Origin of the sequence: Nonomuraea sp. NPDC049655 (assembly GCF_044465465.1) — a bacterium.
In the GTDB taxonomy this organism is placed as follows: Bacteria; Actinomycetota; Actinomycetes; order Streptosporangiales; family Streptosporangiaceae; genus Nonomuraea.
In genome coordinates this window covers 774,509-799,073 of the sequence record NZ_JBITLS010000003.1, presented here as the reverse complement: position 1 = coordinate 799,073, position 24,565 = coordinate 774,509, and the positions used below count along the sequence as shown (strand labels likewise).

Below are 24,565 nucleotides of genomic sequence, written 5' to 3'. Positions count from 1 at the left end.
CTCGGATTCAGCGACATCACTGCGGACGATCAGCAATCCGCCCAGTGGCATTTGAGTGTGGCCGACTCGGCCGGCACCTGTGGGACCGGTGAGCTGGCCGGGCGATCAGGCGGCCAGGTCGACGTTTGTGAAGTCGACCTCCTTCAGCAGTGGGTCGAACGGGTCGGGTCGGCGGTGCAGGTCATCGGTGGCGTAGGCGCCGAAGCGGCTGATGTGGGAGCGCAGGTAAGGCGCGATCTGGCCGAGCTGGTCGGCGGTGATCTGCCGGCCTTCGGCGACCAGCTGCCGGACGATGTCGGAGATGTCCAGGGCGTTGTGGAAGACGACCAGGTTGGCCAGCAGGGTGTTGAATTTGATCAGTTTCTCCTGCTCTTCGGGGTCGTTGTCGGCCAGCACCCCGCCGAAGCCGAGCCACTTGGAGAAGCCGTTGTAGGACTCGACCTTGTTGGTCGCCGCGGTGACCCGCGCCCGTAGCACCGGGTCGGCCAGATACCGCAGCAGGGCGACGGTGCGTACGCTGCGGCCGACCTCGCGGAACGCCTTGTAGATGCGGTTCTTGCGGGAGTTGGACCGCAGCCGCCGCATCAGCGTGGCCGAGCTGAGGCGGCCCTCGCTGATGGAGATCGCCACCTGCATCAGGTCGATCCAGTGCTTGTCGATCAGCTTCCAGTCGATGACGTTGCGGCCGCTCTCGCCGAACAGCTGGTCGATGTGCGGGTAGGCGATCTCCTCCGAGGCGCGGAAGAAGATCAGGTCCTTGAAGTTGCGGATGCGCGGCATCAGGTCGAACCCGAACAACGTCGCCAGGGCGAAGACCGGGAAGTTCTGGCCCTGGGTGTCGGCGTGCACCGTGGAGGGCTGGATGTCGGAGTCATTCGCCAGCAGCCCCTCGATCAGGTGCACCGCCTCCCACACCCCGCACGGGATGAACCGGGAGAACAGCGCCACGTAGGTGTCGGAGATGTAGTGGTAGGCGATGCCGCCGAATCCTCCGTACCGGATGCTGGTCTCGGCCAGGAGATTATCGATGTAGGTGTCCACCTGGGTGCCGTCGGCGGCTACCGTCCTGCCGTCCCCCCAGGCCTTGACCACGTCCAGTTCGGCGAAGGCGTTGACCACATCGGCGATCGCGGCGTTCAGCTTCTTCAGGGTGATGTGCCGGTTGCGGACCATGGACAGCTCGCGGGCGGTGACGCCGGCGATGTGCTTGGCCGCCTCGTAGGGGCCGATGTTGATGCCGCCGGTGAACACCGCCAGCGAGTACCGCCCCAGCTTGTCCTTGATCTTGGGGTCGGAGCCGGAGGCCGGGCCGAAGTGACGATGCCAGGTGAGCCAGTGGGCGGTGCGCGCGACGATCGACAGCAGTGAGCGTTCGGGCATGCGCCGCTCGATCTCGGCCGCCAGCCGTTCGGCCTCGGCATCGCTGCCCTTGCCGCGGCGGCGCTTGAGGGTGGGCACCCCGCCTTCGTCGATGACCAGGTCGGCGTTGTCGAGGTAGCCGGCGTCCAGCTGCGCGGCCGCGCTCAGGTGGGCGTCCTTGAGGCGGGCGACGAAGCCGGCGGGGGTGTCGGGCAGCCCGACCTTCTCGCAGAACGCCGCCAGCTTCGGCTGGCACTCCTCCCAGGGCAGCAGATGGGCGCCCCAGTCGGCGTACTCGTTCGAGCCGAGCACGGCCACGTCCCCGGTGCGCAGTTCCTCGGCCAGGTAGCAGAACACCATCGCCTCGAAGTGCCGCCGCGCCACCATGCCGGGCCGCCTGCGGTCGGTCACTGCGCGCCGCCAGTTACCCGAGGCGAACGCGATACCCGACTCCGGCTCATCCTCCTGCACCGGTGGCGGCAGCGAGATGAAGTCGCGCTGCTTGGGTGAGTGCTCGCGGGCGTGCGCCAGCGCAGCCAGCACCGAATCGTCGCTGGAGGTGGCCTTCAGCCGCAGCTTGCCCGCCAGCTCGAACAGCGCCCGGCCGGTCCTTCTTGAAGAACCGGTACACCAGCAGCTCGTGCGCGTCGCCGTGGAAGGCGGCGACCTCCTCGATGTCCGCCAACTGGGCGGCGAACCCACCAGCCTGCTCCACTGCCGTCCGCGCTGCCTGCACGCTGTGGGTCTGGACCACGAGCGCCGACAGCATCTCGCCGAGCGCCTGGACCTGCCCAGCGTTACCGGCGCACGAGGTCACCGCCTCGACGGCCCGCGCCACCGCCTCGCGTCCGGCGGCCGAGGTCTCGCTGCCGGGGTCGAGACGTTCCAGCACCTGACGGTAGGTGCCGATCAGCCGCTCGCTGGTCGCGCGCTGCCGGGCGCGGATCTCCTCCAGCTCCGCCTTGGCCCGTTTGACATGGGAGGCCATCCGCTTGCACAACATCTCGGCCAGGTCGTCGCGGGCCCGCATCCGAGCGGTGTGCGTCAGGCACGCCAGCAACGCCACCTGCTTGACCGGGTCGTAGCGCGACAAGGTGTCGGCGTCCTGCGCGTCGGCCTCACCCGCGAAGTCGGCGATCTTCGACGGCGCGATGCCCTCCAGCCAGGCGTCGGTGTCGCCGAGCGCGTCCACCTGATCCAGCCATCTCACCTGGTCACGAAATCGTGACCAGGTGGCCCGCTGGGCGGGCTTCTTGAGCCGGTTGAACGTCGATTTGCCGTCCGGCCCGACGACGAGCAGACCCTCCATCCGGGCCCGGCCGGCCTCGCCCATCCGCCGCAGGATCGTGGCGAAGAACGTCGCGTTCACCTCAGCGCGGATGCTGGTGGCCAGGTCCTCCAGCGTCGTGTACCCGAGCAGCTCCAGCCGGAGCCGGAGCAACTCCTCGATCGCCACGTTGATCAGGTCGCCGGATTGTTCTTGGCCTGCGCCGCCTTCCGGATCGCCACCGCGGCGATCGCCCGCGCCCGGCCCGCGTCGTACTTCACGCCCTGACGCTGGCGCACCAGCTTGCGATGCGCCTTCGCACTACGAGAGGAGCCGTGATCCGGCCAGACGTCCTCGGCCAACTCCAGACAGCGCCGAACGTGGTCGATCACCACCTCGGGGATCTCGTCCATGGACGGGAAACGCGCCATCTTCTGGAAGCACTTCAGGGCGTGGCAAGGGATCGCCGATGTGCGAGGAGGCCATCCATGGCGGTACCGGCGTTGACTCCTGAGCAGCGGGCCGTGGCCATGGTCAAGGCCGCCGAGGCGCGCAAGGCTCGCAGTGAGCTCTTGGCGGGGATCCGAGCCGGGACCGTCACGGTGGCCGAGGTGTTCGCTCGGGCGGAGGAGACTCTCGTCAAGAAGACGAGGGTCGTTCAGGTGCTGCGAGCGATGCCTGGTTATGGTCCGGCGCAGGTCGCCGCGTTGATGGCGATCTGCGGGGTCGAGGTGAAGTGCGGGGTCGGCGGCCTGGAGCAGGCACAGCGCGAGCGGCTGCTCACCGCGTTTGCGCGGTAGTTGCGGAGCCTGTGCCCGGGTCGTCCTGATGAGTGGTCTGCAGGACCTGGTCCTGCAGACGCTGTCGGAGCTCGGCTTGCTCAGGCGTGAGCGGATCGTCTGGGCGTTGGATGCGGGCTCGGCGGGGGCGGGGGAGGTCGGCGGCGCCGTGGAGGTCGGCGAAGTCGGCGTGCGCCTGGGCGACGGCCTCGGGGTAGGTCTCCTGCTTGGCGTGCTCGGCGAGCGCGCGGTAGATGCTCGCGACGCTGGGGGGCCGGCCCTTGCGTTTGCCGGTTGCGATGATCAGGTCGGGTTGGATCTGCTCGACCGACTCACCGTTCGCGCGGCGGCGGAGCACGGTGTGCAGCATGTCGTCGGTGATGAAGGGCGGGCGGCCGCCGTGTTTGCCCTTGCGGGCCGCCGCGTCGAGTCCTTCGAGAGTCGACTCGCGGATGTTCTCCCGCTCGGTCTCGGCTATCGCGGCGAAGAACGCGAACAGCAGGCGGCCGGGACCGCTGGGGTCGTACATCCCGGGCAGGGGCCCGGCGAGCATCTCCAGGACCAGGCCGTGGGCGGTGAGGTGGTCGGCCAGGGCGGTGAGTTCGGCGGCGTCGCGGCCCAGGCGCTTCATCTCATACACGGTGAAGATGACCCGGCAGTGCGGGGCGTGAGCCTTGATCTGGCGGGCCAGCGCGAGCGCGGCCTCGAACTGGGGCCGGACGCGTACTCGGGGTGCCGGGGCGCCACGGCTGGCCGGGCCGGCGGTCGGCGGGGGTGGGCACGCGCAGGAGCTTGGCGAACCGGGGCACCTGGGTGTAGCGGCCGGTGTGGTAGGTGCCGGCGACCGCGCCGGAGCGCGCGCGGCATGGCGAGCCGGGTTCGGCCGTGCAACGTGGGCAGGCGTGGCGCTCGACAGCGTCGGCATCGCGGCCGTCGTCGCTCGGGGATGCCTCTTGAGGGACCGTCGTGCCTTCGGATGCTGTCACAAACGATTCTCAGAAGTAGCCCGATCCCGTCTTTGAGTGAGAACGGGTCCTGCGAACCAAAACGAGGCTTCGGGGCCGGAGCGAAGATCGACTCGCGTGGACCAAGACAGTCCGAGGAGATCCTCGATTCCCTCGCTCAATATTGCCGACGAATTTCAGGCGGATGACACTAGCCCCAGCTCAGGGCGGTATCCGACGGTAATCCCGCCAGTGCGGGACCCCGGAGGACCTCGCGGGCGCCGCCGTCGTCCTGGCCTCGGCGGAGTCGGTCTGGGTGACGGGCGGTGACCTGGTCGTGGACGGTGGCGACGCGGTGGTGTGAGAGCATCCGCACCGGCAGGCCGCGCTATCCGGTGGGCGGGTTCCCGGTTACCTGGCGGGCGGTGACCAGGCCTGATTCGTAGGCCGCGATGACCGCCTGGGCGCGGTCGCGCACGGAGAGCTTGTCGAAGATGCTGGTGATGTAGTTCTTGACGGTAGAGAGGCTGAGGCCGAGGGCGCGGGAGATCTCGGTGTTGTCGAGGCCCGTGGCCATCAGCCGCCATACCTCGACCTCGCGGGGTGTGAGTTCGTCCAGGCCCGTGGGTGTCGGCCGGGTGCCGTGAGGCGCCCGTACGTAGGTGGAGATCAGCCGGGTGAGCAGGCGTGGCGCGACGGCGGCGTCGCCGGCGTGGACGGTGCGGATCGCCGCGCTCAGGTCCTCAGGTGAGCTGTCCTTGGGCAGGAACCCGTAGGCTCCGGCGCGCAGGGCGCCCACGAGGTACTCGTCCATGTCGAAGGTGCTGAGGGCCAGGACCCGGCTGCCGGGCACGGTGGAGGCGAGTTCCCTGGTCGCGCCGACCCCGTCGAGGACGGGCATCCTGATGTCCATCACCACGACGTCGGGGCGTAGTTGGCGGGCAAGGGTGACGGCCTGCGCGCCATTCTCGGCCTCTCCCACGACCTCGAAGGACGGGTCGGGGGAAAGGATCAGCGACAGGCCGCGCCGTACCAGCGACTGATCGTCCACGATCAGCACCCTGATCGGCGACGCGGTCATCGATGGGCCCCTTCGTGCTGGACGGCCTCGTCCGTGGTCAGCGGCAGGTCGGCGACCACGGCGAACCCGCCGTCGGCCTGGGGGCCCGCGGTGAGGGTGCCGCCGTGCAGGGCGACGCGTTCGCGCATGCCGATCAGGCCGTATCCGCCCGCGCGCGCCCCCTCCTGCGGCGAGCCGTCCCCACCGTCGTCGCGCACTTCGACGACGACTCGATCCTGACGGTAGGTCAGCTCCACGGACGCGTGGGCGGCCCCCGCGTGCTTGCGGGTGTTGGTGAGGGCCTCCTGAGTGATCCTGAACACCGTGAGAGCGACGGTCGGCGGCAACGGTCGCCGCTGCCCTTGGACGCTGAACTCGGTCGGCACTCCGGCGGAGCGGGATTCGGCCACCAGACGGTCGAGGTCGTCGATGCCGGGCTGGGGCCGGGACGGCGCGACCGCGGGTTCGTCGCCGTCCCGCAGTACGTCCAGGAGCTGGCGCATCTCGCGCAACGCGAGCCGCCCGGAGGACTCCAGGGTGACCAGGGCTTCCTTGACCACCTCCGGTTCCGCGAGGTTGGCCCGCGCGCCGCCGGCCATCAGCTGCATGGTGGTGATGTGGTGAGCCACGATGTCGTGCAACTCCCGTGCGATGCGGCGGCGTTCGTCGGCCACCGCACGGTCGGCGAGGAGCCTGCGGTTGGCGTCCACCTCCCGCTGCCAGCGGTTCATCGCCATGGCGGCGCCGACGACGATCAGGGTGGTGAGCGGCGGGGTGATCGCGTCCTGCCAAGGCGGAATGCGGCCGTCGCTCTGGCTCAGCAGCGTCACCGCCACCGTGACGACGGCCGCGAGCGCCGTCACGCGGCCGGGGCAGGCCCTGGCCGCCGAGTACAGGGCGACCACCAGAACGGCGCCGAAGTGCCGGGGCAGCGGCACGGTCAGGGTGGCCGTCGCGTCGAGTGCCAGGACGGCGGCGAGCACCGCCACCGGGTGGCGGCGCCGGGCCAGCAGCGGCAGTGCCGTCACCGCGACGAAGAGGAACCCGGTCACGCTCACGGTGTGCGGGCCGTCGGAGGCGTTGAAGAACACGTAACTGAGCAGGTTCATCACGCAGGCGCCGCCGGTCACGAGGGCGTCGTTACGGCTCCACGGCAGCTCCCGGGCATCGCCGGACCCGACGTACCGGCTCCTGGACATGTCTGACTTCCCCCTGTATCAGGCCTCTTGGCCCCCGGACCAGGGTTGCACAGCGGTCGCGATGCTCTCACCACGCGGACCTGGACCAGGACCACGGTCCTGCTCGCGGCCTTGGGGAGGGCCCCAGGGCCCCGGTCAGGATCATCCGCTGCCAGGAGGTTTGCCGCTCTTCTGACTGATGGTCTGGATACCGGCCGGGAACCCCCGGCACCAGGTGCATCTGCCAGGAGGCAAGAATGAGTGTTGGCCGGCGTCGATTTTCTGCGGTCATGGTGACAGCGGCCGTGGCCGTGTCGGCCGGTGTGCTGGTGATGAGCCCGGCGCACGCGTCTTCCCCCGGTTACGACCGGGCGGCCCTGCAAGCGGACCTGGACGCGATCCGCGACGCCGGCACGCTGGGCGTGCAGGCTCGGGTGCGCTCGCCCCGCGCCGATCTGGCCGCGTCCAGCGGTACGGCGGTGCTGGGCCGTCAGGTGCCGGTCCCGAGCGCCGGGCATTTCCGGATGGGCAGCAACACCAAGACCTTTGTCGCCGCCGTGATTCTGCAGCTTGAGGCGGAGGGGCGGCTCTCCGTCGGCGACAGCGTCGAGCGGTGGCTTCCCGGGCTGGTGCGTGGCAACGGCAACGACGGACGCGCGATCACCGTCAGGCACCTGCTCCAGCACACCAGCGGCCTGCACGACTCCGTGGGCGACATCGAGAAGAAGATGCACACGGAGCGCGGTTACCGCACCTACCGATTCCTGCGCATGAGTCCGCGGCGGCTGGTGACGCTCAGCGTCGGCCATCGACCGCTGTTCGCGCCCGGCTCCCGCTGGAGCTATTCCAACATCAACTACACCTTGGCCGGGATGATCATCGAGAAGGCCGCCGGCAACTCCTGGCGCGAGGAGGTGACACGCCGGATCATCAAGCCGCTGAAGCTGCGGAACACGACCCTGCCCGGCGACTCCCCGCTCCTGCCCGAGCCGCACGCGCAGTCCTACACCGAGGACGCCGGAACCGCGCGCCCGTTCCGCTCCACCCTGCTCAGCCTTGGCTGGGCCGGCCCGGCGGGCGAGGCCGTCACCACCACAGAAGACCTGGCCAGGTTCTGGCGTGCGCTGCTGGGCGGGCAGGTGCTGTCACAGCAACAGCTGAAGAAGATGATGACCACGGTCCCCGTCGGCGTGCCCGGCAGGGAGTTCGGTCTGGGTATGGCCAAGCAGCGACTGAGCTGCGGAGTCACGGCCTGGTCGCACCCCGGCGGCACCCCGGGTTTCATCACCGACAACGCCGTCACCCAGGACGGTCGAACCAGCGTGATCGTCTCCCGGACCACCTACCCCGGCACGCGAGAGCAGGGCCAGGCCACCGCCCGCCTGATCGACAACGCACTCTGCGCCGCCACAGTCCGCCGGAGCACGTCGTGATCCGCGCCCTGACCGGATACTCCACCAGACACCCATGGAAGGTCATCGCCCTCTGGGCGGTGCTGGGCGTCGCGTTGAGCGCCCTGACCCCGACCCTGTTCGACCGGGTCACCCAGAACCAGACCGGGGACTTCCTGCCCCGCAGCTACGACTCGGCCGCCGCCCTGAACATCGCCCAGGAGCGGTTCGGGGTGAATCCCGACGCGACCACGGTGACGGTGCTGGTCGCCCGCTCCGACGGCAAGGCCCTCAGCGCCGCCGACCAGGAGCGGATCGAGGCCGAGGCGGCGAAGCTGGCCAAGCGCCGGGTGGTCATGCCAAGGGAGGACGACGGTCCGCAGCATTACCTGGTCCCCGACCGCTCCCAGACCCCCACGGTCGCCCCGGCGATGACGGCGCCCGACCGGAGTTTCGAGCTGCTCTCCGTCGAGCTGATCGGCAATCGTGCGGACAAGGGCGTCCAGGGTGTCTACCGGACCTTCAGGGACGCCGCCCGGACGCAGTTCTCAGAAGCGGGCATGCGTACCGGTTTCACCGGACCTCTCGCCGACGCAGTCGACACCGTCGATTCCCGCAAGACCGCCACGACGGTCGGGGGCGGGCTCATCATGGGGCTCATCATCCTCCTCAATGTGCTGGTGTTCCGTAGCGTCCTGGCGGCCCTGCTGCCGCTGCTCGCGGTCGCCCTGATCGGCTTCGTGGCCGCGGGCGCCGTCGCGGGCGCCGCGATGATCACCGGGCTCAAGCTCGACGCGAGCACCCCCGGACTGATCAACGTGGTCCTGTTCGGCATCGGCATCGACTACCTGTTGTTCCTGCTGTTCCGCTTCCGCGAGGCACTGCGGGCAAGGCCCGAGCAGTCAGCGCGCGAGGTGGCCGGGCAGGTCTCCGGCCGGGTGGGCACCGCGATCACCTCGGCGGCGCTGACCATCGTGGCCGCCTTCGCCACGCTGGGACTGGCGACCTTCGGGCAGTTCCGTTCGATGGGCCCGGCGATCGCCGTCGCGATCCTGGTGATGCTGCTCGGCAGCCTCACCCTGCTGCCGGCGCTGCTCGCGGCCACCGGCCGCAAGATGTTCTGGCCCTCCCGCACGGCCTTGCACCGCGGGACGCGCGAGGGCCGTGCCGCCCGCCTTGGTGAGCTGGTCACGCGACGCCCGCTGATGATGCTGACCGCCTCTGTCGCCCTGCTCGCCGCCCTGGCCACCGGGCTGATCGGCATCCGCATGGACTACGGCCAGGGCAGCCCCGGCACCCGGACCCCCGCCGCGGCCACCGCGGCCGAGATCTCCCGTACGCTGCCGGCCGGCGTGTCGGACCCGACGAGCGTCTTCGTTACCTCCAAGAACGGCGGCGCCCTCACCGCAGACCGGCTGGACGGTCTGTTGCGAGCGCTTACCCAGGTCAAGGGTGTGGGCCAGGTCGCGAAGACCGTCCTGAACAAGGACCACCGCGCCGCCAGGATCGACCTCTATCCGACCGCGGACCCGCAGAGCCGGCAGGCCCGCGACCTGGCCTCCGGACCGATCAGGGCCGCGGTCGCCCAGCACACGCCCGCCGGGACGACGGCACACGTGGGCGGGACCCCGGCGATCATCGCCGACATCTCGACGGCCGTCGAGCACGACCTCACGATCGTGTTCCCGGTCGCGGCCGCGCTGATCGCGCTGATCCTCCTGCTGCTCCTGCGCAGCCTGCTCGCGCCGGTGATCCTGATGCTCTCCGTCGGGCTCGGCTTCGCCGCCACCCTCGGCGCCGCCACCCTGTTGTTCCAGCACATCCTCGGCAAGCCGGGCGTCAGCTTCACCCTCCCGCTCGTGTTGTTCCTGTTCGTCGTCGCCCTGGGCACCGACTACAACATTCTGATCACCGACCGGATCCGGGAGGAGATGCGGCGACCAGGTCCGGCCCGCGCCGCCGTGGCCCGTGCCGTACGGAACACGACACCGGCCATCACGACGGCCAGCGTGGTGCTAGCCGCTTCTTTCGCCAGCCTCGCCACATCCTCGGGCAACGAACAGATCGCCTTCGCGATGACGCTGGGCATCATGGTTTCCGCGCTTGTGGTGTCGCTGGTGCTGGTCCCCGCACTCGCCGCACTGCTCGGTCGGGCCGTCTGGTGGCCGGTCCGCCCTCGACCTACCACGAACCCGCAGGACCGTGCGCCCGAACCCGCCCTGGCACCCGACCGGGCCCCAGCCTCTTGGGGCTCGCCATAGCCGCCGCCCCTGACGGCATGGAAGGGTACGGCCGGAGTACGCCGCGTGGTGCAGGTATCTCGCCTGGTGTCAGCAGCCGTGTCGTCGTGCTCGGAGGTGATGCGGGCAGGGGTCTCCCGCCGAGACTGTTCCGACCCGGGGGAAAGCGCTTACGGTACAAACGGTTCCGGTGCAGGTTCACCCCCGATTACCGCTGACCGGGGGTGCGCAGCGGCCGGAAGTTGCCCTCGCGCACAGCCTCGGGCAGGGAGAAGTTGTAGCGACCCAGAAAGTTGAGCCACTCATAGCCGAGCGGGGACAGGCGGGCGATGTCGGCAGTGGCGATCTTCTTGCCCTCAGCCCGGATCTGCTCCAGCGCCCGGGCCGTGTAGACCGTGTTCCACAAAATGCAGACATTGGCCATCAACCCCAAAGCTCCTAGTTGATCTTCCTGCCCTTCCTTGTACCTCTGCCGCAGCTCGCCTTTCTGCCCGTGGAGGATCTTGCGGGCCAGGGTGTGGCGGGCTTCTTGCCGGTTCAGCTGGGTGTTGATCCGCCGGCGCAGCAGTTCGTCGTTGAAGTAGGAGGCCAGGTAGACCGAGCGATCCAGCTTGCCCAGCTCCATCAGAGCGCGGCCGATCGGGGTGGGGGTGCCGCCGCCGGTCAGGTAGCGAAACAGCTGGGCCGGGCGGACCGCACCGGTGTGCAGGGAGCCGGCCACGCGCAGCAGGTCGTCCCAGTGATCGTTGATGAGGCCGACGTTCACCCGGGTCTTGATCATGGCGTTGAGACGACCGTAGAAAGCGGCCGCATCGGCCCGGTACAAGGCGGCGCTGCCGACATCGGCCAGGCGCGGGGAGAACTGCCAGCCCAGCAGCCGGAAGACGCCGAAGGCCAGCTCGGAAGCGCCGGCGGTGTCGGAGACGATCTCGGTGGGCCGCAGCGAGGTCTCCTGTTCCAGCAGACCCTCCAGGATGTAGTACCAGTCCTTGGGGGTACCGGGGATGACGATGCCGTGAAAGCCGGTGAACTGATCAGACGTGGAGTTGTAGAAGGTGACGCCGCGCGCGCCCTTGCCCTTGCCGAAGTACTTGGTGTTCGGTCCGGCGTTGATGGTCTTGACCGGGACGACGAAGCGCGGCCCATCAGCTGAGGTCGGCTCGCCGCCGCCCCAGGTCTGCACGATCTCCTGCTGAGCGTGGTAGTCGACCAGGGTGGCGTTGGCGGCCGTCAGCGTGGCGGCGCGGATGTAGTTCTGCTCGGCCCAAAACAGCCGGTCCACGGCGAGCGCGGGTTCATGCTCACTGGCCATGGGCCGCATCCCGACGTTCATGGCCTGGGCGACCAAGACGGCGGCGATCGACTTGATCATGTCCTCTCGTCTGGACGGCATCTCGCCGGACACGTGGGCGAAGGCGTCCAGGCAGCCGGTCCACGAGTGCACTTCCAGCAGCACTTCGGGCAGGTCGACGATGGGCATGCGGGCCTCGACGTCGGCGCGCAGCGCGGTCAGTGTGGCGGGTTCGTCCAGCGCCTCCGGGCCGGTCAGGACCAGGTGGTCCTTGCCCTCGGGGGACTTCTCGATGCGCAGCCACTCGTTGCGGACACCCTCTTCACCCGACAGGCCCGCGGCCAGCTGCTGTAGGCGAAATCCAGGGTGCGCGCCCACCGCTGCGTGTCGGCGCCCGGCTCGGCCGACAGGCCCACGTCGCGGCACACCTTGGCGCGGGCCCGCTCCCACACCGATCGGGCCAGCAGGATCTCCGGGGTAGTCGCCCATCCCGAGACTTGCTCGGGTGTGAGAGTACGGGTGCGAGATCCGCTGGTGTGCGCAGTGCTGTTGCGCCTCCGGACGGCGAAAGTCATTCGCTCGTGCGGCTGGTGCTGCCAGTCGCCCGTTTCGTAGGGGGCGCTCGGCAGGATCGCCGTACGCCGCCGTGCTGGAGGAACTGGAGCTCCCGCAGAGGCGACCGGGGGAGGAGCTGTCCGTGTTGATGTGTCTTCCATGTCCATGGATGAGAAGGCTGCTGCTGATCCTCACGTCGTGGCGTCAGGGCGCGGTTCCGCGGGTGTGGTGGACAGCAGGGGTGTGACGGTGGGGACGCGGAGGCGTTCGACGGCGTCGCGGGCCTCTTCGTCGGGGCGCACGTCGTAGCGGAGGGTGGTGCTGGGGCTGGCGTGGCCGGCCAGGCGGGCGGTCATGATCGCGTCGGCCTGTGGCAGGAGGTTGGAGATGAAGGTGCGGCGCAGGTCGTGTGGCCGTACCGGCGTGGTGGCGGCCTGTTCGGTGCGTTTGGCGAGGATGTCGCGTACCGCTTGGGGGTTCATCTGCCAGGGGCGGCCGTCGGGGGCGGTGCGTACCGTCCCACCGCGGGTGAGACGAGGAAACAGCGGGCCGCGGTGGGTGCCGCGGGAGGCGAGCCATGCCTCCAGGCGGCGGGCGGCGAAGGAGTTGACGGGGATGCGGCGCTGTTTGTCGCCCTTGCCGATGACGGTGAGCATGCGGCGGGCCCGATCGTAGTCGGCGTACTGGAGGGAGACCAGTTCGGCGCGGCGCAGGCCGCAGGCGTCCAGGACGGCGATGATGGCCGCGTCACGGAGCCCCGCGCTGGTGATGGCGCCGGCGGAGGAGCGGTCGGCGTCGCAGGCGGCGATGAGGGCGCCGATGACGGTGTCGGGCAGGTGCTGACCGGCCGGCTCCCGATGGCCGGTGAACGGGGCCAGGGCGACGGCGCGCTGATGGTCGTCAGTGCTGAGCAGGCCCAGTTTCCAGGCTTCCTTGAGGACGCCGCGTAGGGCGGCCAAGTGCTTGTTCCGATAGGCGGGTGACCAGTCCATCTCATCGATCTGCTCGCGGATCCAGGCGGTGTGTTCGTAGCGCAGGTGGTGCCAGGGCTGACCTTGGCCGGTCACCGCGGGGTTGTCGAGATGGTCGCCGGTGAGCATACGAGCTATGTGGTCCAGGCAGATCCGCATCACGCGCCGGGAGTCGGCACTGCCCAGGCGCCCCAGATAGAGCAGGTACGGGTCCCGTGCGGGGGCGGCCGGCACCAGCCCGGCGGCAGGGGGAGGGAACGCGGCGGCGGGGAGCGGGCGGGAAGCCGTCCTGGAGGCCATCTCGGGTTCGGTCACGCGCCTCACTCTAGCAGAGATGATCTTTGAGAACTTCACTTCTCAGTGATCATAATTGAATCGCAGAGGCGTAATGCTGAATCCGGATTGATAGAGCATATGCTGATGCTAAATTGATGGCGTGACGGAGATCAGCGTAGATCCGGGCGAGCCGCCCACCCGCGGCCAGGACCACTCCCATCCGGCGGCGCCGGCCCAGGAGCCAGCGCCCCAGGAGCCAGCGCCTCAGGAGCCGGGTGTCGATGAGCGCGTGCGAGGCGGGCGTGGCCACACTCGCGACTGTCTGGCGCTGGCCACCGACGATGTGCTGCGACAGTGTGCCCGGCCGGGCTGCGGGCGGGCCAAGCCTGAGCGGGAGCCCGGCAAGGGCGGTCGCCCCAGCAAGTACTGCTGCAAGCTGTGCGGCAACGAGGCCAGCCGCGCCGCCGACAGTGCCCCTGCCGCGCTGGCCACGCACACGGCGGTCAGCCTCTTCGCGTCTGAGGCCGACCAGATCCGCCTCGCTCTGCACCAGCGCGACGCCCAGCTGGCCGCCGAGCTGGAGGACCTGCGTCGGCTGGACCAGCGCCTGGGGCAGGTGGGGGAGGCCATCGCCACCCAGCTGGCCCAGGCCGAGACGCGCGTGCAGCAGGCCGAAGCCGACGCCGAGCAGGCCCGCACCTCGATGCGCGCCGCTCAGGCCGACCGCCAGACGGCCGAACAGGAACGCGATGCGGCCCTGCACGCGCAGCAGGAAGCCATCGACGCTCAGCGCGTGGCCGAGGAGCATCGCGACCGCATCCACAGCGAAGCCCGCGCCAACGCCGAGCGCCTGGGCATCCAGATCGGTCAGCTCGCCACCCAGCTGCACGACGAGCAGAGCCTGACCTCGCGCCAAGCCGAGCAACTGCGCGCCCTGGAGGCGGATCTCGCCCGCGTCACCGACCTGGCCGAACAACGCAGCGCCGCCCTGACCGAGCGCGACGGTCAACTGCATCAGGCCCGTGCCGACCTGCACCGCCTGAACGAACAGCTGGAACAGACCGGGGAACACCTGGCCACCGCCCGGCAACAGTTCGATCAGGCCACGATGGCCGCCGAACAGGCCCGCGCCGAGACCCGCGCCGTACGGGAGGACCTGGACAGCCAACAGCGCCGCTTCGAGGACGAACGCGAACGGCTGCAGGCTCAACGTGACCAGGCGCGGCTGGAGCAGGCCATCGCCGGAACCCGGCTGGAGATGGCCGAACGCGAGCTGCAGACGCTGCGCCACCAGCTCGCCGCCGCCCAGGCGGCCACGGGCATGGTGGTGCCGTCACTGACCGATGTCAACGGCCGGCCCGGCGTATGGCTGCCCGAGGGCGCCTTCGACGCCGTCACACTTGGGGAAGGCGTGGTAACGCTGCACCGCGGCGACGAGGCCATCGCACTCGGTGAGGCCGCTCAGTCGCCGGCGCAGGCGCGCGCCCTGAGCGCCGCCCTGCAGGCCGTTACCGCTCCGCCCCCTGGCTGAGGGCGTGACCCTGGCAACGCACGATCACCAAGGCGCAGCTCCAATACCCGAGCGGAGGCGAGGCAGGCCGCGGAGACTTAGAGGGGGGCCGGGGCTCTCGGCGGGTGGAGGGTGGGCGCTGTCAGGAGGCGTCGACGAGGTCTGCGTGTTGGAGCCGATCGAGGGCGATGCCGACGTCGGCTTGCCGGAAGAGGCGGTGCCGCCGGGCAAGCGCGCCGACGCGCTGGACTGCAGCCCCGATCACCGCACCCGTTATCATCGCGAGCGCGTCGCGGCCCGCCACAGCGGGCAGGTGCGCCTGGAGCAGGCCCAGGCGGTGCTCGGTCCGCTGGCCGACCAGATCGCCGCTGTGGCGGCCGGGCTGCGCGCCGACCTGGAGCAAGCCGTCGCCGACACGCTCGCGCAGGCCCAGGCCGCCCGCGCAGGCGCGCCGCGAGAAGAACGAGGCCAGCACCCGTGCCGAGCTGGCCGACCGCCGGGCCCATGCCGCCCGGGAGAACCGGGAGGCTGCTGAGCGGGAGCAGCGCCACGCTCAGCGGGAGGCAGCAGCAAGGTCGACGCGGCCAAGGAGGATGCTCGCGACTCCTGGGCTCAGGTAGCCAAGCACGAGCGCGCCCGCGGCGCGGCCGAGCAAGCCCGCGACGACGCCCTGCGCGAGCGGGAGCAGGCCCATGCCGAGCAGCAAAAGGACGGCCGCCCTGCTGGAGGAGGCCCGGCGCGAGCTCGATCGGCTGCGCGCCTCGCCGGACGAACACGCCCGGCACGCCGAAACCCTGCGGGCTGCGGCCGCCGACCTCGCCCGCGAGCGCGCCCTGGCCGCCGGCCTGCTCGCCCTCTCCTCACGTACATGACATGGAAGAACGCTCGATGGACGCGAGTAGCGAGACTCCACCCGGTGGTCCGGACAGGGTCTGGGCCGCGATGGGAGAGCTGGCCGCCGCGATCTTTGCGGCTGTGCGCAGTGGGGCCTCGCCCGCCGCGCCGTCGGCGTGGCCATCACCAACGCAGTGCCACGGCCGGCCACCATACCCAAGCCGCCCACTGTCGCTTCCGCCGCCCGCATCGCCGCGCCGTATGCCCTACTCGATCTCCGCCCGAGCCGGAACCAGCGGACGGGTGTGACGAGGTATTGAACGGCCACCGCCGAAATCCGCTGTTGTTGGGCTGTCGGAACGCGCTGCGGCGTCGGCGCCGCGCTGGTGAGAGGCCTGTTGCTGTCCGCTAGTTGGTGCCGTCGTTGATGTGATGGTCAGTTCTCTTGAGGTAGAGGATGAGGCCGTAGTCGTAGCCGAGCCACTGGGACGAGTCGCCGTCGAGGGCTATGAATGACACGCTCGGGCCCTGGAAGCCGTTGACGGTGACGTGAACGCGTTCGACGTGCCAGGGGTCTTCGTACTCGCTCACGCGGACGTTCATGCGGACGTAGACGTTGTGGATGTTGTCGAGGACGTCGCCGATGCTGAGTTGGGGGTCGGTGGGGTCGTTGTACTTGGCGTCGCTGGTGTTGCCGCCGATGCCGAATATGAAGTGGTCGTCGTCGCCGGGCTCCAGCCAGTGGTCGTTGTCGAAGCTGAGCCGGAACTCGCGTCCGGCGATGCCGAGGTAGACGTCGGCGTCGGTGCCGCCGCCGTTGGTGTCGTCATCGTCGCCGGTGAAGATGTGGGCGTCGATGCTGCGGATGAGGTCGCTGTTGGAGAAGAGCGCCATTAAGGATTCCTTATTAATTATTTGATTAACTACATAGAGTTATTCTCATAATCAAGACATGGCACACCCTGAATGTTTGCGCGATGAGTAAACACCTGCCAAAACGGCCCTCACAGACGGTCCGGAGCACGCCGGAAACACACCGCCCGGTGGGGGATGCCTGGCCTCAGCGCTTGCCCCGTCGAGCGGCGAGGTCGTGCTCCGGCGGTGATGCGGCGGAGGTTTCCTCGCCGAGGCGGACGTAGGGGGCGAGGCTGGCTTGGCCTCGAGTTCGCGGCGGCCAGATGGGGCAGCGCATAACGCCGGAGCTGATGCCGGGGCCAGCCGTCGGGCGCGAGCCGAGTTCGGCGGCGGCGCGCCGTCGCCCACGCCATCGAGGCGCGTGTGCTCATCACCGCCCCGGCCCGGCAACGACTACGCGGTTACAACAGCATCGGCGCGGCCATCCTGCCTGGCTTGCTCCGCCGTCGGTGCGCACCGCGCCGACGGCACCATGTCGGCTTATCAGCCTTCGCCTGCTGCGATCTTGGCTGCGTGTCGTCCACCCGCCCGGGGAGGACATGGCAGTGGCGTCCGTCCTTGACGCTGCGGATCTGGCCGGATGACATCAGAAACATGGCCTTGGTCAACCCGGCCCGGACCATTCAGTGAGCCTGGTCGTGCTGGGCCCAAGCAGCCCCAGCGCGACCTGCTGAGTGAAGGGGACCAGTCGCAGCCCTGTAGCTTGTCTCACTCCTCCCATCACATCTGGGAGAGCATGGTCTGACGGCATGGGCAAAGTCGCGCGGAACTCTGCACCGGCAAGGCGCGCTTCGCCGTGATGGCAGGCGCTGCTGTGTTTGTCATGGTCGATCGGGTCTGAGGTTTCTGCGTGCGTGTTGGAGGCCCTGGGCGGCTCCAGGGACAATTGATAACATTAGGGAGCGTACTGACTGCGTTCGGTGACAGAACGGGGGGTTGATGGGTGTCGGTCAGAAGCTCCGATTCGGGTTGCTCGTAGCCGCCGCCGTCAGCCCCACCTGGTACCTCGATACCAACGCTGAATCAGGATCCGGGGCAGCAGACTCGACCGGGGTATTCTTCGACGACTTCTCCTACTCCGGCGCATTGGATCCGCTGCTCGCCATGCATGGCTGGACCGTCCGCTCCGGCCTGGGCGGACCCGGCGTGCCAGGTGTGAGCTGGTCGCCGTCGGCCGTCAGCTTCCCCGACGGGCTGCTGACGCTCGACTCTGTCACGGATGGGACCGCCTCCGGTACCGTGCAGGCTGCCCTTTTCACCACGCGTCAACGCTTTCGCGAGGGCACGTACGCCTCCAGAGTCCGCTTTGGCGACACCCCCTTAAGCGGCCTTGACGGCGCGCACGTGGTCCAGACTTTCTTCACCATCACCCCGCTCCGAAAGGACAACGACCTCGACTACAGCGAACTGGACTTCGAGTACTTGCCGAACGGGGGATGGGGCGCGCCGGACACGAGACTGTACGCCACGAGTTGGGAGACCTACCAGGCCGAACCCTGGCATGCGGTTAGAACCCTCACCACAGAACGGGCCAGCTTCGCCGGTTGGCACGACTTGGTCATTCACGTCTCCGATGGACGCATGACGTACTACGTAGATGGCCGCCTCTTCGCCGATCACGGTGGCATCTACTATCCGGAGCAGCTCATGCGCATCCAGTTCAACCAGTGGTTCGCGGATCTGGAAGGCGGATCGAGCCCGCGAACCTACCGGGAGCAGGTGGACTGGATCTATCACAGCAAGGGCGAGACGGTCACCCCCACCGACGTACGCCACAGGGTTGCTGGCCTTCGTGCCGCGGGGATCGATTACCGCGACACCATTCCCCCTCCGTCCAAGTCGGCAGCTCCGGTACCGACAGGCCCGCGCTGAGCGCCACACGCTAGCCGTGGGCCACTGCGCGCAAGTGGGATCAAAGCCCGCAGTCAGAAGGCACCGACATACATCACGACCTGGTCAGATGTTGACGGAAACGGGGCACTTCCTCTCCAGTGCGTTTGTTGACGGTCGCACGCCCGAATGAGGATGCTCGACACTGCGACCAGGCAACTTCTTCCTCGCGGCAACACGGGGTCCCCCTCAAGCCAAGCTGGCGTGTGATGCCCGTCATCACTGGAGCGCTGTGGTGCCAGACACCGGTCGGTAACTGACCGTCGCAGTCACCGACAGCATCCTGATCGACAAGCTCGGCAGTCGAGGTCTCTCGGCGTTGAGACGATTCCAAGCCGTGTCATGCGGCGACGACAGGAGGCGATGATGCCGACCCCGTCCTATCCAGGTGTTTATCTGCAAGAGACACCCAGCGGAGTCCGGCCTCTCGAGGTTGCCGGCACCTCGACCGCGGCCTTCGTTGGACTGGCCGAGATGGGCCCAGCCGAAGCTACCCGCGTCACCAGCTGGATGGAGTTCCAACGCCGCTACGGAACCTTCATCACCGGCGGATTTCTGGCACACAGCGTGCTCCAGTATTTCAACAACGGTGGCCGCCAGTGCTACATCGTGCGCGTCGTCCCCGACGACGCCGTCGCAGCCAGCGTCACCTTGCGCAACAGGGTCGCTTCCCAACCCCGCCAGGACGCCGAAGCTCAGGACCAGTCCGCCGACCAGCAGGAGACGTCACCTGCGCAGAAGAGCACGTCCTCCGTCCAGGAGGCCGCCGGTAAGTCGGGTGTGCGGTTCTGGGGCAAGAGCAAGGGCATCTGGGGCAACTCGCTGCTCCTGCAGATCCAGGACGGCACCCTGGACCCGGGCAACGAATTCAAGCTGACCGTCCGCCGCCAGGTCGACCCCGCCCTGATCCTCGAGGATGTCAGCGACCTGGCGCCGTTGGAGACGTTCGACAACCTCAGCGTCGACCCCGAGGCCCCCAACTACGTGACCACTGTGCTGGACAGGAACTCGGCACTCATCCGCGCCAAAGTTCTGGCGGGGGAATTGGACGTGCAACGGGGGACGCACTACGGCGGCGGCAAACCGACGCTCCCGCTGAAGGCGAACCTCAACTTCGAGATCGACATCGACAATGACGGTTTCCAACTGGTGCAGCTTCCCGAGGAGGTCGCCGACCTCACCGACGTGACCACGGTGGCCGAGAAAATCCAGCAGGCCGTGAGCTTCCTGCACCGCACCAGGCGAAAGAACAGTACGCCGATCGAGGCCTTTGCCGATTTCGAGTGCAAGGTCGGTGAGGACGGAGAACTCGTCCTCCTGTCGGGTACCACCTCGGCGACCTCGTCGGTACGTGTTCAGCCCGCCAAGGAGTCGTCGGCTACCACCGCTCTCCAACTCGGCCCAGGTAACAAGGGCAGGTCCGAGAGCGGCATTTCGGTACGCCGACCGGTCACAGTGGCCGCGGCACAGGTGGGCGACGCTGCGAAGGACGACACGGTTCTCGAGGCAACGCCGGGCACCGACGGTACGAAGCCCACCGAGCAGAGTTTCATCACCGCGTTCGGTCAGCTCGACTCTGTCACGGATTTCAGCCTGCTCGCCGTGCCGGGTGAGGGCAGTACCACGATGGTCAGTGGAGGAATGGGCTACTGCGCCAACCGGCCGCTGCAGGACGTCTTCTTCCTGGGCGAGACCGACCGGGAGACACTTGACGCGGAAAAGGCCGCTGACTTCCGCAACAACCTGACCGTCGCCAATTCCTATGGAGCGCTGTATTTCCCGTGGGTCAAGGCGCTGGACCCTACCGGAAAATCACGAGAGCCGATCCTGCTGCCGCCCAGCGGTTACATCGCGGGACTCTATGCCCGCGTCGACGCCGCGCGAGGGGTCTGGCGGGCCCCCGCCGGGACCGACGCCGGACTCAACGGGGTCGTCGGCTTGGGCGTCGAGATCAACGATGTCAAGCACGGCACCCTGAACCCCATCGGAGTGAACGTCATCCGCCGATTCCCCGGCACCGGCGTGGTCGCCTTCGGCGCACGTACGGTCACCACGGACTCCTCCTGGCGTTACGTGCCGGTGCGGCGCACCGCGATCATGCTGCGGGTCAGTATCTACAACGGGATCCAATGGGCAGTGTTCGAGCCCAACGACGAGCCGTTGTGGTCGCAACTCCGGCTCAGCATCGGCTCCTTCATGACCACTCTCTTCCGGCAGGGCGCCTTTCAGGGCGCCACCCTCTCCGAGGGCTTCTTCGTCAAGTGTGACGGGGAGACGACCACCCAGGCGGACATCGACGCGGGCGTGGTCAACGTGCTGGTCGGTTTCGCGCCGCTGAAGCCGGCGGAATTCGTCATCGTGAAGATCAGTCAGAAGGCGGGAATGGCGTCGGGATAAGCTCCGGCTCCGGTAGAAGGTGGGCACATGGCTAGGTTTACCGTCAACTCCACGCGGTTCGATCCTTATCTTGGTTACAAATTCAAAATCAAGTGGGACGGCCAGTACGTGGCCGCGCTCAACAAATGCAGCGCCCTGAAACGCACGACAGAGGTCACCACGTGGCACGAGGCGGGCGACGCCAGCGGCCCGCGGCAGATCCCGGGCAAATCCAAGTACGACGCGATCACCCTGGAATCAGGGGTCACGCACGACACGGCCTTCGAGGACTGGGCGAACAAGGTCAACAACTTTCAGGGTGATCCAGCGATGTCGCTGGCGACCTTCCGCAAGGACATCACCATCGAGATCTACAACCACCAGGGGGCGAAGGTCCTCGCCTACAACGTGTTCCGCTGCTGGGTCTCTGAATACCAGGCACTGCCGCAACTGGACGCGAGCACCAGCGCCGTAATGATCTCCACCATCAAGCTGGAGAACGAAGGCTGGGTGCGAGACACCGCCGTGGCCGAGCCCAAGGAGACCTGACGTGGACCTCCTTCCGGGAGGCTACTGGGACACCGGCGGACGGTTGCACCGCGACTTCGAGTTGACGGCGCTGACCGGGCATGAGGAGGAACTGCTCTCCGGGCCGGGGCAGAGCGCCAGGCTGGTGACCGAGGTGCTCAGCCGTTGCGTGCGGCGGCTGGGCGGCCTCGGTCCGGTGACACCGGCGATCGCCCGGGGACTGCTGGTGGCCGACCGGCACTACCTGCTGCTCCAGCTGCGCCGGCGGACCTTCGGCGACCTGGTCAGAGCGGACCTCGTCTGCCCGTGGCCGGACTGCGGTCAGCGGGTGTCCCTCACGTTCTCCCTGGACCAGGTGCCGGTGGAGGAAGCTCGGGAGCAAGCCGCGACATTCACCATGTGGCTCGGCGAGACGGAGGTGACGTTCCGGCTGCCGAACGGCGGGGACCAGGAGGAACTGGCGGAGCTGCTGGCGCACGACGAGGCGGAGGCGACGACCCTGCTCCTCACACGCTGCCTGCTGCGGCTGGGCACGGATGGCCCCCCCGACCGGGCGCGGGTCTCGGCGCTCCCCGCGGCGGACCGGGCCGCGATCGAGGCATGGATGGCCGAACTGGCGCCCCGGGTGGAGCAGACCATGCAGGCCGAGTGCGCAGAGTGCCGGCGGACCTTTCTCGCGCCGTTCGACATCCAGCGCTTCTTCCTCGGCGACCTGCGCATCGAGGGCGAGCAGCTCTATCACGAGGTGCACTACCTCGCCTACCACTACCACTGGAGCGAGCGGGAGATCATGGAGATGACGCGTGAGCGGAGGCGCACCTACATCGACGTGCTCTCCGAGACGATCGAGGTGCTGAACTGTGGCACCTGAGAAATACCTCCGGGACACGTTGGCCGGCGGGGCACGCCGTTTCCCGCATCGCGCCGCCGTCCGCCTGCTGCTCGGTCAGCCTGAGCACGCCGGGCTACGGGTCACCTTCGCACCCGCCACTCCCGGCCTCGTCTTCAACTACCTGCGACCGCTACCAGGACGCCCTCTGGCCGCGGCTCCACAGAGGTCCCCTCTCCCCTTGTCCTTCGGCATCGCGGGACGATCCACGCCATCCGTGCAAGCCGCCCTTCGCCGTCCTGTGCCATCTGACATGAGGGCGATCGAGCCTCACCCCTCTGAGCGCGCGACCACCGGCGAGGCGCCGCTGCCGAAACTCGCCCATGAGCATGTCGGCAGCTCTGCGGAACGACCCACGCCCGTGTCCGTCCCGGCGCTCTCCGCCGAACCACACCCGGCCGTTCCTGCTCCGGAACTCCGGCCATCCAGCACCCCCATTACGCGGGAAGGCCGGACAATCGGATCGCCCGATCCCTCCCCACCGGCGGAGCGGCCTGTGAACGCTCCGGCGACGGTTTCGGCCCCCGGCCTTACGGACGCCTCGACTCCAGAAGCCCAGAACGAACCGGTTCTCGGTGTCACGCTGGCTGGGCCGGTGAGCCATGCCGTGCTGGAGGCCTATGGAACTCGTGCGAGGACTCCACCGGAGCTGACCGCGGACGCCGCCGGCGATCGTGCGGGATCGTCTGCCCCCTTGTCGGGGCAGCGGGTGGCCGGCCCTGCCGGGTCGGTGCTGGAGTTCACCTCACCGCACGCGGTCATGCCCGGTGGGTCCGTCCTCATGCAGGACGGGCGGAGGGAGGCGAGCCGATCGGCTGAGCCGGCGTCAGCAGCCGGGCGGTTTTCCCATGGCCAGCCGGCCGGGCCTGCGGATGTCGTGCCGGACCGTTTCGGAGCCGGTATGGCGGTGCCGTCGGCGGTGGTCGCCGATGCGGCGGGCGATCGTGCGGGATCGTCTGCTCTTCTGTCGGGCCGGCGGGTGACCGCTCCCGGTGGGGTGGTGGCGGAGGTTCCCCCGTCGCACGCGGCCACCGCCGGTGGGCCTGTTCTGATGCGTGCGGGACGGGGGGAAGAGGACCGATCGGGTGAGCCGGTGTCACCGGCCGGGCCGGTGGGCGTGGGCGGTGTCGTGGACGGGCGGGTTTCTCATCGCATGCCGGGCGGGTCCGCTGGTGATGCAGTGCCGGAGCGTCCGGGCGCGGGTGGGGAGGTGCCGTCGGCGGTGGTCGCCGATGCGGCGGGCGATCGTGCGGGATCGTCTGCTCTTCTGTCGGGCCGGCGGGTGACCGCTCCCGGTGGGGTGGTGGCGGAGGTTCCCCCGTCGCACGCGGCCACCGCCGGTGGGCCTGTTCTGATGCGTGCGGGACGGGGGGAAGAGGACCGATCGGGTGAGCCGGTGTCACCGGCCGGGCCGGTGGGGGTGGGCGGTGTCGTGGACGGGCGGGTTTCTCATCGCGTGCCGGGCGGGTCCGCTGGTGATGCAGTGCCGGAGCGTCCGGGCGCGGGTGGGGAGGTGCCGTCGGCGGTGGTCGCCGATGCGGCGGGCGATTGCCCGGGATCGTCTGCTGTTTCGTCGGGCCAGCGGGTGGCTGGTGCCACTGAGGTGGTGCCGGAGGTTCCCCCTTCGCACGTGGTCGTTCCCGGTGGGCCTGTCCTGAGGCGTGCCGGCGGGAGGGCGGCGAGCCGTTCGGAGGAGTTGGTGAGGCTACCCGATGTCGTGGACTCGCGGGTTTCCCATCGCATGCCGGGCGGGTCAGCTGGTGATGCAGTGCCGGAGCGTCCGGGAGCCGGTGTCGGGGTGCCATCCGCGCTGGTCGCCGGAGCGGCTGCCGGGGTGGTGCCGGAGGGCGTCTCACCACGTACGACCATCCTCGACCCGGCATCGGCTGAGTCTGCCGCAGCGGGGCGGACCGTCCTGGTGATCCCCGGCCGTCGCCTGCCGACGCGCTCTGACGAGACCAACGTCAGCCCCAAGCCGGCATCCGAGGAACGGACCGCAGTCACCGGCAGGGTCCCGCGGGAAGGCGCCAAGGCGTCCGTCACAGCGACGAGGGAGGCGCCGCCCGACCCGCTGAACAGGGCCGTACCTGCCACCGCAGGGCGGGCCGCGCCGGCGGTCTCCCTGACCGAGCGGGCGTCCATGCCGGCCACCACCATGTCCGTCCCGACCTACACACCCCCTCCCATGCCGCAGCAACGCGCGGACGCCGGACCGGTCGCCCCACCTCGTACGGTCCCCGACCGGCCAGCTGAGCCTGCGTCCACAGGGGGCACGATCGCGTTCTGGGAGCGGAGGTACGTGGGCCGACTTC

The 24,565-nt window shown here is 68.9% G+C and carries 20 protein-coding genes and 1 pseudogene; 10 read left to right on the top strand and 11 right to left on the bottom strand.

Annotated features, from left to right (window positions below; genetic code table 11):
* Positions 1 to 105: 105 nt before the first annotated feature.
* From ACIBQ6_RS13485 to ACIBQ6_RS13475, 3 genes are read right to left on the bottom strand one after another with little or no spacing between them, the layout of a single operon-like run.
* Entirely contained in the window at positions 106 to 1,902 is a 1,797-nt protein-coding gene (locus ACIBQ6_RS13485) for a transposase (RefSeq protein ID WP_397211995.1), read from the bottom strand.
* Entirely contained in the window at positions 1,817 to 2,815 is a 999-nt protein-coding gene (locus tag ACIBQ6_RS13480) for a hypothetical protein (protein ID WP_397211993.1), read from the bottom strand. Before ACIBQ6_RS13480 ends, ACIBQ6_RS13485 begins: the two co-directional genes overlap by 86 nt.
* A gap of 5 nt (positions 2,816 to 2,820) precedes the next feature.
* The gene (locus ACIBQ6_RS13475) at positions 2,821 to 3,039 is read right to left on the bottom strand and encodes a hypothetical protein (RefSeq protein WP_397211991.1); all 219 of its coding nucleotides are present in this window, start codon (positions 3,037 to 3,039) and stop codon (positions 2,821 to 2,823) included.
* Positions 3,040 to 3,114: 75 nt separating this feature from the next.
* On the opposite strand from ACIBQ6_RS13475, the gene mihF reads away from it, so the two are divergent.
* On the top strand, positions 3,115 to 3,426 hold the full coding sequence (gene mihF / locus ACIBQ6_RS13470; protein WP_397211989.1) for an integration host factor, actinobacterial type: 312 nt from the start codon (positions 3,115 to 3,117) through the stop codon (positions 3,424 to 3,426).
* Here the strand turns inward: mihF and ACIBQ6_RS13465 are convergent.
* Complete coding sequence (locus ACIBQ6_RS13465; RefSeq protein ID WP_397211987.1) at positions 3,407 to 4,330, bottom strand: recombinase family protein; 924 nt, start codon at positions 4,328 to 4,330, stop codon at positions 3,407 to 3,409. The two genes, mihF and ACIBQ6_RS13465, sit on opposite strands and share 20 nt — an antisense overlap.
* 281 nt (positions 4,331 to 4,611) lie before the next feature.
* Between ACIBQ6_RS13465 and ACIBQ6_RS13460 the strand changes: the two are divergent.
* Positions 4,612 to 4,713, top strand: a pseudogene (locus tag ACIBQ6_RS13460) (3-oxoacyl-ACP reductase); the annotation flags it as partial.
* A gap of 24 nt (positions 4,714 to 4,737) precedes the next feature.
* On the opposite strand, the gene ACIBQ6_RS13455 reads toward ACIBQ6_RS13460, so the two are convergent.
* Positions 4,738 to 5,430, bottom strand: a complete 693-nt coding sequence (locus tag ACIBQ6_RS13455) for a response regulator (RefSeq protein ID WP_397211985.1) — start codon at positions 5,428 to 5,430, stop codon at positions 4,738 to 4,740.
* Entirely contained in the window at positions 5,427 to 6,608 is a 1,182-nt protein-coding gene (locus ACIBQ6_RS13450; protein ID WP_397211983.1) for a sensor histidine kinase, read from the bottom strand. Before ACIBQ6_RS13450 ends, ACIBQ6_RS13455 begins: the two co-directional genes overlap by 4 nt.
* A gap of 269 nt (positions 6,609 to 6,877) precedes the next feature.
* Between ACIBQ6_RS13450 and ACIBQ6_RS13445 the strand changes: the two genes are divergently transcribed.
* Positions 6,878 to 8,020 carry a serine hydrolase domain-containing protein gene (locus tag ACIBQ6_RS13445; RefSeq protein WP_397211981.1) on the top strand — a complete coding sequence of 381 codons (1,143 nt, stop codon included), beginning with the start codon at positions 6,878 to 6,880 and terminating at the stop codon, positions 8,018 to 8,020.
* A complete protein-coding gene (locus ACIBQ6_RS13440) occupies positions 8,017 to 10,239 on the top strand; it encodes an MMPL family transporter (RefSeq protein ID WP_397211979.1) in 2,223 nt (740 codons plus the stop codon). The genes ACIBQ6_RS13445 and ACIBQ6_RS13440 overlap by 4 nt, the downstream gene beginning before the upstream one ends.
* Positions 10,240 to 10,426: 187 nt before the next feature.
* On the opposite strand, the gene ACIBQ6_RS13435 is transcribed toward ACIBQ6_RS13440, so the two are convergent.
* Both ACIBQ6_RS13435 and ACIBQ6_RS13430 read right to left on the bottom strand, forming a co-directional pair.
* The gene (locus tag ACIBQ6_RS13435; RefSeq protein ID WP_397211977.1) at positions 10,427 to 11,887 is read right to left on the bottom strand and encodes a transposase; all 1,461 of its coding nucleotides are present in this window, start codon (positions 11,885 to 11,887) and stop codon (positions 10,427 to 10,429) included.
* Positions 11,888 to 12,255: 368 nt separating this feature from the next.
* The gene (locus ACIBQ6_RS13430) at positions 12,256 to 13,350 is read right to left on the bottom strand and encodes a tyrosine-type recombinase/integrase (RefSeq protein ID WP_397211975.1); all 1,095 of its coding nucleotides are present in this window, start codon (positions 13,348 to 13,350) and stop codon (positions 12,256 to 12,258) included.
* Positions 13,351 to 13,471: 121 nt separating this feature from the next.
* On the opposite strand from ACIBQ6_RS13430, the gene ACIBQ6_RS13425 reads away from it, so the two are divergent.
* Positions 13,472 to 14,842 (top strand): hypothetical protein, encoded by a 1,371-nt coding sequence (locus ACIBQ6_RS13425; RefSeq protein ID WP_397211973.1) that lies wholly within the window; start codon positions 13,472 to 13,474, stop codon positions 14,840 to 14,842.
* 121 nt (positions 14,843 to 14,963) lie between these two features.
* Here the strand turns inward: ACIBQ6_RS13425 and ACIBQ6_RS13420 are convergent, their stop codons facing one another.
* Positions 14,964 to 15,296 (bottom strand): hypothetical protein, encoded by a 333-nt coding sequence (locus tag ACIBQ6_RS13420; RefSeq protein WP_397211971.1) that lies wholly within the window; start codon positions 15,294 to 15,296, stop codon positions 14,964 to 14,966.
* Between the two features lie 78 nt (positions 15,297 to 15,374).
* Complete coding sequence (locus ACIBQ6_RS13415; RefSeq protein ID WP_397211970.1) at positions 15,375 to 15,515, bottom strand: hypothetical protein; 141 nt, start codon at positions 15,513 to 15,515, stop codon at positions 15,375 to 15,377.
* Between ACIBQ6_RS13415 and ACIBQ6_RS13410 the strand changes: the two genes are divergently transcribed.
* Positions 15,514 to 15,693 (top strand): hypothetical protein, encoded by a 180-nt coding sequence (locus ACIBQ6_RS13410; protein ID WP_397211968.1) that lies wholly within the window; start codon positions 15,514 to 15,516, stop codon positions 15,691 to 15,693. The two genes, ACIBQ6_RS13415 and ACIBQ6_RS13410, sit on opposite strands and share 2 nt — an antisense overlap.
* A gap of 370 nt (positions 15,694 to 16,063) precedes the next feature.
* Here ACIBQ6_RS13410 and ACIBQ6_RS13405 read toward each other — a convergent pair whose 3' ends face one another.
* A complete protein-coding gene (locus ACIBQ6_RS13405) occupies positions 16,064 to 16,549 on the bottom strand; it encodes a hypothetical protein (protein WP_397211966.1) in 486 nt (161 codons plus the stop codon).
* A 960-nt stretch (positions 16,550 to 17,509) separates the two neighbouring features.
* On the opposite strand from ACIBQ6_RS13405, the gene ACIBQ6_RS13400 reads away from it, so the two are divergent.
* From ACIBQ6_RS13400 to ACIBQ6_RS13385, 4 genes are all read left to right on the top strand, one after another.
* A complete protein-coding gene (locus ACIBQ6_RS13400) occupies positions 17,510 to 18,442 on the top strand; it encodes a glycoside hydrolase family 16 protein (protein ID WP_397211964.1) in 933 nt (310 codons plus the stop codon).
* Between the two features lie 381 nt (positions 18,443 to 18,823).
* Positions 18,824 to 20,857: a phage tail sheath family protein gene (locus ACIBQ6_RS13395; protein WP_397211962.1), complete on the top strand. Its 2,034-nt coding sequence runs from the start codon at positions 18,824 to 18,826 to the stop codon at positions 20,855 to 20,857.
* A 27-nt stretch (positions 20,858 to 20,884) separates the two neighbouring features.
* Positions 20,885 to 21,385 (top strand): phage tail protein, encoded by a 501-nt coding sequence (locus ACIBQ6_RS13390; RefSeq protein ID WP_189650721.1) that lies wholly within the window; start codon positions 20,885 to 20,887, stop codon positions 21,383 to 21,385.
* Between the two features lies 1 nt (position 21,386).
* Entirely contained in the window at positions 21,387 to 22,235 is an 849-nt protein-coding gene (locus tag ACIBQ6_RS13385; protein WP_397211960.1) for a hypothetical protein, read from the top strand.
* Positions 22,236 to 24,565: the final 2,330 nt, after the last annotated feature.

What these genes read in the sequence shown, in the direction of transcription:
- ACIBQ6_RS13415 (WP_397211970.1), bottom strand. Translation starts at nt 15,515, where the DNA reads ATGGGCCTGCTCCCGCTCGCGCAGGGCGTCGTCGCGGGCTTGCTCGGC.
- ACIBQ6_RS13475 (WP_397211991.1), bottom strand. Translation starts at nt 3,039, where the DNA reads ATGGACGAGATCCCCGAGGTGGTGATCGACCACGTTCGGCGCTGTCTG.
- ACIBQ6_RS13400 (WP_397211964.1), top strand. Translation starts at nt 17,510, where the DNA reads ATGGGTGTCGGTCAGAAGCTCCGATTCGGGTTGCTCGTAGCCGCCGCC.
- ACIBQ6_RS13455 (WP_397211985.1), bottom strand. Translation starts at nt 5,430, where the DNA reads ATGACCGCGTCGCCGATCAGGGTGCTGATCGTGGACGATCAGTCGCTG.
- ACIBQ6_RS13445 (WP_397211981.1), top strand. Translation starts at nt 6,878, where the DNA reads ATGGTGACAGCGGCCGTGGCCGTGTCGGCCGGTGTGCTGGTGATGAGC.
- ACIBQ6_RS13405 (WP_397211966.1), bottom strand. Translation starts at nt 16,549, where the DNA reads ATGGCGCTCTTCTCCAACAGCGACCTCATCCGCAGCATCGACGCCCAC.
- ACIBQ6_RS13450 (WP_397211983.1), bottom strand. Translation starts at nt 6,608, where the DNA reads ATGTCCAGGAGCCGGTACGTCGGGTCCGGCGATGCCCGGGAGCTGCCG.
- ACIBQ6_RS13410 (WP_397211968.1), top strand. Translation starts at nt 15,514, where the DNA reads ATGCCGAGCAGCAAAAGGACGGCCGCCCTGCTGGAGGAGGCCCGGCGC.
- ACIBQ6_RS13465 (WP_397211987.1), bottom strand. Translation starts at nt 4,330, where the DNA reads ATGCCGACGCTGTCGAGCGCCACGCCTGCCCACGTTGCACGGCCGAAC.
- ACIBQ6_RS13395 (WP_397211962.1), top strand. Translation starts at nt 18,824, where the DNA reads ATGATGCCGACCCCGTCCTATCCAGGTGTTTATCTGCAAGAGACACCC.
- mihF (WP_397211989.1), top strand. Translation starts at nt 3,115, where the DNA reads ATGGCGGTACCGGCGTTGACTCCTGAGCAGCGGGCCGTGGCCATGGTC.
- ACIBQ6_RS13390 (WP_189650721.1), top strand. Translation starts at nt 20,885, where the DNA reads ATGGCTAGGTTTACCGTCAACTCCACGCGGTTCGATCCTTATCTTGGT.